The organism is Neobacillus sp. C211, assembly GCF_051842875.1.
GTDB lineage: Bacteria > Bacillota > Bacilli > Bacillales > Cytobacillaceae > Neobacillus.
This window is the reverse complement of the sequence record NZ_JBPXRO010000063.1, coordinates 1-9222: the sequence shown is the minus strand read 5'-3', so window position 1 is coordinate 9222 and position 9222 is coordinate 1. Positions and strand designations below refer to the sequence as shown.

General features: G+C 37.8%; 11 protein-coding genes and 1 tRNA gene. 4 read left to right on the top strand and 8 right to left on the bottom strand.

What is annotated here, in order from left to right; all coding sequences use genetic code 11:
* Nucleotides 1–33: 33 nt before the first annotated feature.
* Together ACSU6B_RS28555 and ACSU6B_RS28550 are read right to left on the bottom strand one after the other, a co-directional pair.
* Nucleotides 34–351 carry a spore coat protein gene (locus tag ACSU6B_RS28555; protein ID WP_410889821.1) on the bottom strand — a complete coding sequence of 106 codons (318 nt, stop codon included), beginning with the start codon at nucleotides 349–351 and terminating at the stop codon, nucleotides 34–36.
* Nucleotides 348–554, bottom strand: a complete 207-nt coding sequence (locus ACSU6B_RS28550) for a hypothetical protein (RefSeq protein ID WP_410889820.1) — start codon at nucleotides 552–554, stop codon at nucleotides 348–350. The genes ACSU6B_RS28555 and ACSU6B_RS28550 overlap by 4 nt, the downstream gene beginning before the upstream one ends.
* 137 nt (nucleotides 555–691) lie before the next feature.
* Here ACSU6B_RS28550 and ACSU6B_RS28545 point away from each other — a divergent pair, with 137 nt between their 5' ends.
* Genes ACSU6B_RS28545 through ACSU6B_RS28535 form a run of 3 tightly spaced genes read left to right on the top strand, consistent with a single transcriptional unit; the run spans nucleotide 692 to nucleotide 2430 of the window.
* On the top strand, nucleotides 692–901 hold the full coding sequence (locus ACSU6B_RS28545; RefSeq protein WP_215002382.1) for a spore coat protein: 210 nt from the start codon (nucleotides 692–694) through the stop codon (nucleotides 899–901).
* Nucleotides 902–915: 14 nt separating this feature from the next.
* Entirely contained in the window at nucleotides 916–1275 is a 360-nt protein-coding gene (locus ACSU6B_RS28540) for a spore coat protein (RefSeq protein ID WP_215002380.1), read from the top strand.
* An 18-nt stretch (nucleotides 1276–1293) separates the two neighbouring features.
* Complete coding sequence (locus tag ACSU6B_RS28535; protein ID WP_410889818.1) at nucleotides 1294–2430, top strand: zinc-dependent alcohol dehydrogenase; 1137 nt, start codon at nucleotides 1294–1296, stop codon at nucleotides 2428–2430.
* A 37-nt stretch (nucleotides 2431–2467) separates the two neighbouring features.
* On the opposite strand, the gene ACSU6B_RS28530 is transcribed toward ACSU6B_RS28535, so the two are convergent.
* Both ACSU6B_RS28530 and ACSU6B_RS28525 read right to left on the bottom strand, forming a co-directional pair.
* The gene (locus ACSU6B_RS28530; protein WP_410889816.1) at nucleotides 2468–3379 is read right to left on the bottom strand and encodes a selenium metabolism-associated LysR family transcriptional regulator; all 912 of its coding nucleotides are present in this window, start codon (nucleotides 3377–3379) and stop codon (nucleotides 2468–2470) included.
* Nucleotides 3380–3515: 136 nt separating this feature from the next.
* Nucleotides 3516–4088 carry an RBBP9/YdeN family alpha/beta hydrolase gene (locus ACSU6B_RS28525; RefSeq protein ID WP_410889814.1) on the bottom strand — a complete coding sequence of 191 codons (573 nt, stop codon included), beginning with the start codon at nucleotides 4086–4088 and terminating at the stop codon, nucleotides 3516–3518.
* A 214-nt stretch (nucleotides 4089–4302) separates the two neighbouring features.
* Here ACSU6B_RS28525 and ACSU6B_RS28520 point away from each other — a divergent pair, with 214 nt between their 5' ends.
* Nucleotides 4303–5643, top strand: a complete 1341-nt coding sequence (locus tag ACSU6B_RS28520) for a DEAD/DEAH box helicase (protein WP_410889812.1) — start codon at nucleotides 4303–4305, stop codon at nucleotides 5641–5643.
* A 53-nt stretch (nucleotides 5644–5696) separates the two neighbouring features.
* Here the strand turns inward: ACSU6B_RS28520 and ACSU6B_RS28515 are convergent, their stop codons facing one another.
* From ACSU6B_RS28515 to ACSU6B_RS28500, 4 genes are all read right to left on the bottom strand, one after another.
* Nucleotides 5697–7235: a solute symporter family protein gene (locus ACSU6B_RS28515; RefSeq protein ID WP_410889810.1), complete on the bottom strand. Its 1539-nt coding sequence runs from the start codon at nucleotides 7233–7235 to the stop codon at nucleotides 5697–5699.
* Nucleotides 7235–7561, bottom strand: a complete 327-nt coding sequence (locus ACSU6B_RS28510; RefSeq protein ID WP_168245418.1) for a DUF485 domain-containing protein — start codon at nucleotides 7559–7561, stop codon at nucleotides 7235–7237. Before ACSU6B_RS28510 ends, ACSU6B_RS28515 begins: the two co-directional genes overlap by 1 nt.
* 342 nt (nucleotides 7562–7903) lie before the next feature.
* A tRNA-Ala gene (locus ACSU6B_RS28505) sits at nucleotides 7904–7976 on the bottom strand.
* A gap of 81 nt (nucleotides 7977–8057) precedes the next feature.
* On the bottom strand, nucleotides 8058–8753 hold the full coding sequence (locus ACSU6B_RS28500) for an MgtC/SapB family protein (protein ID WP_215002370.1): 696 nt from the start codon (nucleotides 8751–8753) through the stop codon (nucleotides 8058–8060).
* Nucleotides 8754–9222: the final 469 nt, after the last annotated feature.

The window sequence follows — 9222 nt, the reverse complement described above, 5'->3', positions numbered from 1 at the left end:
GGAGAACAAACTGTTCTCCCTTTTTCTAATAATCTAATTCGAGGCATTTTCCTTCTTTTGTGCAAGATTTAATGCCGTATCTGACACCGTTAGGTCCACCTGTAGCTGCTCACTTAAATCATGTGGATGATAAAAACCCTTTGCTACCATAAAGTTGGTTATTTTTTCATGTGTAGCAATGGCGTCATTTAATTGTGCTCGTAAGGCTGCTTTCAATTCTGGTGTAGCGATCTCCGTAATTGCAACAGCATAATTTCTCACACCGGCCTTTGCGGAAATGAGAAAGTCAGTTGCAATGACCTGGTCAGTCATTCCGCCCATTCCCATCATATTTTGAATGAAATGATTCACTGCTTTTCCCTCCGATCTGTCAAAAACTGCTGTAGCTGTTGTATATGCTGGGTTCCTGTAGTGACATCCTCTGAAAGTATTGCCTTCAGTTCCTCGTCTTGGGCCAAAACACTCATTGTTGTCGCTTTAGTTAGGCAAAGATTTTTAAATGATAACAATTCATGAAGGTCTAATGTTTCATGAAGGCCTAAATACTTTGTCATTGTTGTTCCCTCCAACACGAACATACTTTATCCTCATTATATTTTCTTAGGTAATCCCAGTTTATTCACCTTATTATCTGCATAAAAGGAAACGGTATAAGGGGAAAATACATATGTTATAAACTGGAGGTGCTTATATGGAAGTAGGCAGCTTGGGCTTACATGAGACGATGGAAACCCATGAAATTCTAAACTTTAAAACGGTTTGCTTGCTTAAATCAAAATTAATGCAAGGAATCTGTTTCGATAATGAACTAAAAGCACTAATGGAAAAAGATGTGCAGCAAACGATTAAAGATATTAATGAACTTATCGGTTTCTATAAACAAAGCCAATTACTACAATAAGTGAGGTGGAAAAATTGGAGGACTATTTAGATCCAAGGAATGCAGAAGGAATGCCGAATTTGGCTGATTCAGCTTTTGCCATGGATTTTTTACTTGCGGTGAAAACAGGAATACGTAATTATGGTTTTGCGATAACCGAAACCGCCAATCCTGAACTTAGAAGGGCCTTACATAAACAAATGGAAGCAGCGATTGATTTGCACACGGAAATTTCTGACTTAATGGTTAAAAAGGGCTGGCTTCATCCTCATAATCTAAAGGAACAATTCCCTATTGATTTGAAGTCTGCTGAAACAGCCGTGCAAATTGCCCAATTAAACCTTTTCCCTAACGATACGGATCGCCTTGGCATGTTCGCGACACCAAACAAATAATAGGAGGGAGAAAACTGAATGAAGGCAGTTACATACCAAGGCATAAAAAATGTTCAAGTAAAAGAGGTCAAAGATCCAGAAATAAAAAATGCTGATGATATCATTGTGAAAATTACCTCTTCAGCGATATGCGGTTCCGATTTACATTTAATTCATGCGATGATTCCAAGCTTGCCAACAGACTATATTATTGGTCACGAGCCGATGGGAGTAGTCGAAGAGGTTGGCCCAGAAGTTACTAAACTTAAAAAAGGTGACCGAGTGATAATTCCATTCAATGTTAGTTGCGGTCATTGTTGGTATTGTACTAATGACCTAACAAGTCAATGTGATAATTCTAATCCTCATGGAGAAATTGGAGGTTTCTTCGGTTATTCTGAATTAACCGGTGGTTATGCAGGGGGACAGGCTGAATACATGCGCGTCCCATATGGGAATTTCACCCCATTTAAGATTCCAGAAAATTGTGAGGTGGAAGATGAAAAACTAGTGTTACTTGCTGATGCAGCTCCAACTGCATACTGGAGTGTTGATCATGCTGGTGTAAAAGATGGTGATACGGTTATTATTCTTGGCTGCGGTCCGGTGGGATTGTTAGCCCAAAAATTTGCATGGTTAAATGGTGCAAAACGAGTGATTGCAGTTGATTATATTGATTACCGTTTGCAGCATGCCAAACGAACAAATAAGGTGGAAATTGTTAATTTTGAACAACATGCTAACACTGGAGAATACTTAAAGGAGATTACCCAAGGCGGGGCCGACATCGTGATTGATGCAGTCGGAATGGATGGAAAATGGACACCACTTGAATTTCTTGCTTCGGGCATGAAACTTCATGGTGGGGCGATGGGAGCGATTGTCATTGCTAGTCAAGCAGTCCGAAAATGCGGAACCATTCAAATAACAGGTGTATATGGTGGTCGATATAATGCTTTTCCGCTAGGAGATATTTTCCAACGAAATGTGAATATTAAGACTGGACAGGCCCCAGTTATTCCTTATATGCCGTTCCTATACGATATGATAAATGGAGGAAAGCTTGACCCTGGGGACATTATCACCCATGTACTGCCCTTGGACCAAGCAAAACATGGGTATGAAGTATTTGATACAAAAATGGAAGATTGTATTAAAGTTATCCTGAAACCGTAATACCCTATTCCTTGATAAAATAAAATAGGCTGAGTATTTACTCAGCCCACTTTGTGTGGTTACCGCCAACTAAATCCAAGGCACCTTCAATAAATAATTTTGATAGGAGTGATTGCGTTTTATTAATGTTGTAAACAAGATAAAAATATCTTTCGTCATCAAAGCCATTTATATCATGCATCTTAAGCATATTTTTAGAGGAATATTCGCTTGCAGCAATTTCAGATATAATCGAAATGCCAATATCCTGTAGGACAAATTGCATTAAACTCTGGCCGCTTTCTATATAAGCAATGATATTTAATTTGTCCTTATGAATCTTACTTTTCTTAAGGAAACGTTCCAAAAGAGCATTCGTTCCTGAGCTAGAATTACGCATCACAAATGGATAATCTAAAACCTCCTCGATATTGACAGGTCCCACAATCTCGTTTTGGTTCGATGTAATTAAGACTAGCTTTTCTTTTAATAAAGGAATATAGTGAAGTTTGTCGTTTTCGTATTTATCACCCAGTATTCCAACATCAACAGATCCATTTAAAACCTTTTCGGCCACAATTTTTGAGGAAGATTGATTGATATGAAACGTCGCTTCAGGATACTGTACTCTAAATTGCTTGACCATTCGCGGAACCATAAATTGCCCAGGAACAGAGCTCGCTGCGATCCTTACCATTCCACGGAGGTCTGTCATCCCCTCTTTTAGGTCAAGCAATGCTTGGTCCTTAATAAGCAAAAGCTTGAGTGCCCACTGATATAAGCGTTCCCCTTGAGGAGTAAGAATGCTTTCTCTTCCGACACGATCAAAAAGATTCATATTTAACATCTTTTCTAATGCTTGGATATGAGAGCTAACGGTTGATTGACTTAAAAAAATATCATCTGCTGCTTTTGAAAAGCTTTTGTGTTCAACCACTTTTGTAAAAACATACAATTGATGCAAATCCAAATGTATTTCCTCCTTGAAATATTTATATAATCGATTAATTGTGATTGATAAAACAGATAAAATTAATTTATATAATGGCTTAGAATGGAAGCAACGTCAATAAAAAGAAGGAGTGATGTCTCACTCCTTCTTTTTATCAATATTGAACAATTTCATTATGAGAAAGACATAAATCTAAGATCCATGGCCATTCCCCGTGTCCGGACTGCGTATTAATATGACCAGCATTTGGTATGGTAACGGAAGGCAGCCCGAGATTTAAATAGTTTTTTGAATCGTCCAAACTGCAATAGGGATCATTAGAAGAATGGACAAATAAGGTTTCCGCAGATGTTCGCATTAAATGGTTTCCATCCAGCGGTACCGGAAAGAAGGATTTCGCTTCAGTGAGAATATGTGATGGAGATGGCGGTGCAACGAGTATAACTTGTTTGGCAATTTGTTTGTTTAGAGTAGAGGCATAATGAAGCCATAGCAAGCATCCTAGACTGTGTGTGATAATCGTTAAGTTATTTTCCTCAGGAATCGTCTTCATCGTAGCGGACAGTTCCTCCAACCAGACATTCTTATTAGGTGAATCAAAGTTAGAGAAAGTTGGGTAACAAACATGATGATTCCTTTGTGTTAATTCTTGAGCCAGCCATGTTTGCCAATGATCAGGTCCGCTCCCTCCTAGGCCATGCATGATGAGAAAACTGTTTTGGTTCATATTTTTATTCTCCACCTCCAAAGTTTACTATTCCGATGGAATAAGTTGGTATTATATTGTGATACAAAAATTATAGTTGTTTTAAAAGAAAAAGGCAACTAATGTCTGAACATTTATATATTTTTTTGAATATCGACAGGAAAAGTATATTTGCAATTGGAATGATAAACAATCAAAATAAATGGATAGGTTAAAAATGAAAGTAGGGGTTTTTTTGTCAGATTTTTTAAAATTGGGTATTTCAGAAACATTAGTGAATAAATTACGCGGCCACGGTATAGCAAAACCGACACCGATTCAAGAACAAGCGATTCCATTTGTGATGAAGGGTAACGATATAATTGCACAGGCGCAAACGGGAACAGGGAAGACGTTTGCATTTATTCTACCGATACTTGAAAAAATTAATCATGATGCAGAACAGGTTCAAGCGCTTATCGTGACTCCAACCAGAGAATTAGCACTGCAAATTACAGATGAATTTGAAAAATTGATAGCAGACATTAACGGTGTAGATGTCCTGGCTGTCTATGGCGGGCAGGATGTCGATAAACAGTTAAAAAAATTAAAGAGGGGAATGCAAATTGTTGTTGGGACTCCTGGCCGACTTTTAGATCATATTAGAAGAGAAACAATCCGTTTATCGGAAATATCCTTCCTTGTTTTAGACGAAGCAGACCAAATGCTCCATATAGGCTTTCTTAATGAAGTGGAGGATATTATTAGAGAAACTCCAGCAAGCAGGCAAACGATGCTGTTTTCAGCAACGATGCCTCCTGAAATTCGCAAACTAGCAAAAAAGCATATGCGTGATCCTGAATATATTCAAGTAGAAAAAACACAAGGTCCGGCTGAAAATGTTAAGCAGATTGCGATTCATACAACGGATCGTGCTAAACAAGCCACGCTTATTCAATTAGTGGAAACGTATCGTCCCTATTTAGCGGTAGTTTTTTGTCGGACGAAACGAAGAGTAAGTAAACTTTTTGATGTCCTGAAAGCAAACGGCTTTTCTTGCGATGAATTGCATGGTGATTTGTCTCAAGCGAAGAGAGAACGAGTGATGAAGCGTTTTAGGGATGCCGAAGTGCAATTGTTAATTGCTACAGATGTGGCGGCGAGAGGGCTAGATGTTGAAGGCGTCACGCATGTGTTTAATTATGATATCCCAGAAGATGCTGACAGTTATGTTCATCGAATTGGCCGAACAGGCAGAGCTGGAATGACAGGTCTTGCAATTACCTTTTATACTTCGGCGGACAGGCCTATGCTTGAAACGATTGAACAAGAGTTAAACATCATCATTCCGAAACAAAATAATGGTAATAGCGAAGAGAAATCAGAAACAGAAGACATAAAAAAAGAACGTAATACTGTTCATATAGATAAACGTGGAATGAGTAAAGCAAGAACAAGTACATCACGAAATCGAAACGATACAGGTAGAAGGGAAAATAGGTCTGGAGGAAGAGGCAGCTCTGAAAGAAGGTCCCAAACAGTTACGTCAGGAAGAAACAGTACGAAAACAGGTTCAGGTAGAAAAGGACCAAGATAATATACATTTTTAAAACAAATGGGACTGAAAATGATTCAGTCCCGTTCGCTTATTTAACTACCAATTCTAATGCCAGTATTTGATTTAACCAGTACTTCCTCATATCTTTTTACATCAGCTTTTTGGCTTGAGAAAATAGTTCCAAGATAGCCCGCAATAAATCCGAGTGGAATAGAAACAATTCCTGGAGTTGTATACGGGAACCAAGGCTCGCCTACAAAAATAGCTTTTCCAACTTCAGGGCTGAATACATTCGGGCTGACTAGCACCAAGCCGATTGCTGAAATAAGCCCAACCACCATAGCCCAAACGGCACCGGTTGTATTAAAGCGTTTCCAGTAAATTGTATACAGAATAACAGGTAAATTTGCACTCGCTGCGACGGCAAAGGCAAGTGAAACTAGGAAGGCAACATTAAGAGTTTGTGCACCTAACGCAAGTATAATAGATATGACAGAAACTCCAACTGCTGCCCAGCGTGCCATACCTACTTGCTGCTTTTCTGTTGCATTTCCCTTTTTAAGGATAACGTTATAGAAATCATGGGCAAACGCTGAGGCAGCCGTCAGAACAAGGCCAGCAACAACAGCTAGAATAGTTGCAAAAGCGACTGCTGAAATAAAAGCAAATAACATATTTCCACCAAGAGCTTGGGCTAAAAGCGGAGCAGCCATATTTCCCGCTGGATTAGCTGCAACAATTGTACTGTTACCTACAAAAGCTGCCGCACCGAAGCCAAGAAAAATGGTCATAACGTAAAAAATCCCAATGATCCATGTGGCATATACAACTGAGGAACGAGCTGTTTTTGCATCCTTTACCGTAAAGAACCGAACAAGAATATGGGGCAGACCTGCTGTTCCTAGTACTAATCCCATGTTTAAGGAAATGGTATCAAGACCAATTTTGTATTTTACGCCAGGATTTAGGAAAGTTTCCTTTAATGGTGTTGCAGTTTTCATTTGCGCAAACATATCGGTAATACTCCAGTTAAATTTGGCAAAGACAATAATAGAAATGACTAAGGTACCACCCATTAATAGAACGGCTTTAATGATTTGGACCCAGCTTGTTGCATGCATTCCTCCAAAAATAACATATACAGTCATTAGTACGCCAACAATTAAAACGGATGTGGTATATTCTAAGCCTAATAATAATTTGATAAGTGCACCTGCACCAACTAGCTGAGCAATCATGTAAAAAATCGAAATGGTTACCGTGTTCATGGCGGCAAAACCACGCACTTTTTTTGCATCAAATCTTGCAGCAATCATATCTGCAAAGGTATATTTACCGAGGTTTCTTAGAGGTTCAGCTACCAAATAAAGTACAACAAGATAGGCAACTAGGAAACCAATGCTATAAAAGAAGCCATCAAATCCCGTTAAGGCGACTGCCCCTGCAATTCCAAGGAAGGATGCAGCGGACATATAATCCCCAGCGATGGCAAGTCCATTTTGCCAGCCAGTAAGACCTCCGCCAGCCGTGTAGAACTCACTTGCATTTTTCGTCCGTTTTGAAGCGTAGTATGTAATCACTAACGTAACAAAAACGATACATAGAAACATAGTAAATGCAGCTGTATTCATTAGTTAGTCCCCCCTTCTTGGATGACTTTATTAGCTAATTCATCAAATCTTGCTGCTTTTTTCGAGTAAAGCATACATAAAACCCATGTCATGACGAATTGTAAGAAAGCAAAGACCCATGCCCATGTTATACTTCCGATAAACTTATGATTTAACACTGTCGAATAGGAAGTTAATACAGGCAATGCAAAATAAAAACAAAAAAAGAATATGGTGATTGGCACGATGAATTTTTTCTTTTCGGAGAGTAATTTTTGAAATGATGATGATTGAACAATCGCAGTGTAATCGCTTTCAGAATTAACCTTAGTTTTTTTTGCCTCCAATGTTAGTTCCTCCTCTCATATAAAAGCCCTTTGTTCAAATCTGAGGTCAAATAAAAGACAATGCTGATTGGTCATTTGTTGAGGAAAAATAGATCGTGGCGGTAATTATACTGGAAGAAATTAATTTTTTAAAATTCGCCCCTTTAAATACAGATTTTTCTAAATTTTAAAATTACATTTTCGATTTTATTATATTGAGAAGGGAATTTGCAATAGGAAATTTCAAAAAAGGTAAAAATACCCATTAAAAATTTATTAGGAGAAATAATTGCGAGGGTTGGATGTTATTTTGTAAATCAGAGAAATAAAAAAAACCCTTGCAGCGCAAAGGTTTTCGAAATATGGAGAATAGGGGGCTCGAACCCCTGACCTCTTGCATGCCATGCAAGCGCTCTCCCAGCTGAGCTAATCCCCCAGTTTATTGGTACAAGAAAAATTATATCTGTATTGCTATTATCTTGCAAGAGAAAATTTTGATTTAACATAAAATTTTTTTCTAGCCAATACTTTCGATTTCAACTTTCTGAACACCTTCTAAATTCGATACAGAGGAATACACATCGGTTGTCTTTTCACGGTAATCCACTGCAACTAAGATTTGAACAAGATGGTCCCCGTTGTCTAAATCTTTAATCTTAAGTCTACGAACAATATAATTTTTTTCTAATAAGAAAGAAATCGCTTTATCAATTTGATTTTGATCTCTAATAAACAAGTGCAACATGACTTCTTTTTCCCGTAATTGTTTGGGACCAATGATCTTCATTAAAAATGGAACAAATTCCACACTAATCATAAGTAGCGCAACACCAACAAATGCCTCTATGAAAAAACCAGCTCCGACAGCTATGCCAATTCCTGCGGCTCCCCATATCATCGCAGCAGTAGTTAATCCTGAAATACTATCATTGCCCCGTCTTAGGATAACACCCGCACCTAAGAAACCAATTCCTGAAACAATCTGTGCTGCTAAGCGAAGAGGGTCCATTGTAATTTTAACATTATCCGAATTGGGAAACATATACGCCGATTCAATCGATACAATTGTCAGCAAACAACTCACAACCGAGATAACCAGACTTGTCTTAAGTCCAACTGGTTTCCTTTTTAATTCTCGTTCTAGGCCGATAATAAGGCCAAAAACAGCAGAAACACCTAACTTAATTAATATATGGATATCGATACTACTCATCTCAGGTTCACGTCCAATTACACAGTCTGTTGACTGAAGTTTTGTTTGTTGTGGTGGTAGAAAATATAGAGCATTGGAAAAAATTAAAGGTTTTCCTATGTTGATTCTACACATAAACGAGTATCTAATGGAAGTACAAGTGGGAACTTATATTTTTATGCACTATGGAAATTACTTACTATTAATCAATAACCGTCTATTTATTATATGATAAGAAGGATCAAAAAAGGCTATATCAATCAGGTTTACATTTCCCTGTTTTTTATATGGTCCTTACTTTAGTAATAAGAATGAGCTTTTCAAAAAAACTTTTAAAATTATATTGCAAACATTAATTTATCATGTTATATTAAATCTCGTCCTCATCGAGAGAGTCAACTAACGAAAAAAGATTTTAAAAAAGTTGTTGACATTAAGATGTTGGATATGATAAATTAATAAAGTCGCTTACGAGCGAATGAGAAATTGA

Coding starts and splice junctions, on each gene's coding strand:
- ACSU6B_RS28545 (WP_215002382.1), top strand. CDS start 692: ATGGAAGTAGGCAGCTTGGGCTTACATGAGACGATGGAAACCCATGAA.
- ACSU6B_RS28550 (WP_410889820.1), bottom strand. CDS start 554: ATGACAAAGTATTTAGGCCTTCATGAAACATTAGACCTTCATGAATTG.
- ACSU6B_RS28500 (WP_215002370.1), bottom strand. CDS start 8,753: ATGAGTAGTATCGATATCCATATATTAATTAAGTTAGGTGTTTCTGCT.
- ACSU6B_RS28515 (WP_410889810.1), bottom strand. CDS start 7,235: ATGAATACAGCTGCATTTACTATGTTTCTATGTATCGTTTTTGTTACG.
- ACSU6B_RS28525 (WP_410889814.1), bottom strand. CDS start 4,088: ATGAACCAAAACAGTTTTCTCATCATGCATGGCCTAGGAGGGAGCGGA.
- ACSU6B_RS28535 (WP_410889818.1), top strand. CDS start 1,294: ATGAAGGCAGTTACATACCAAGGCATAAAAAATGTTCAAGTAAAAGAG.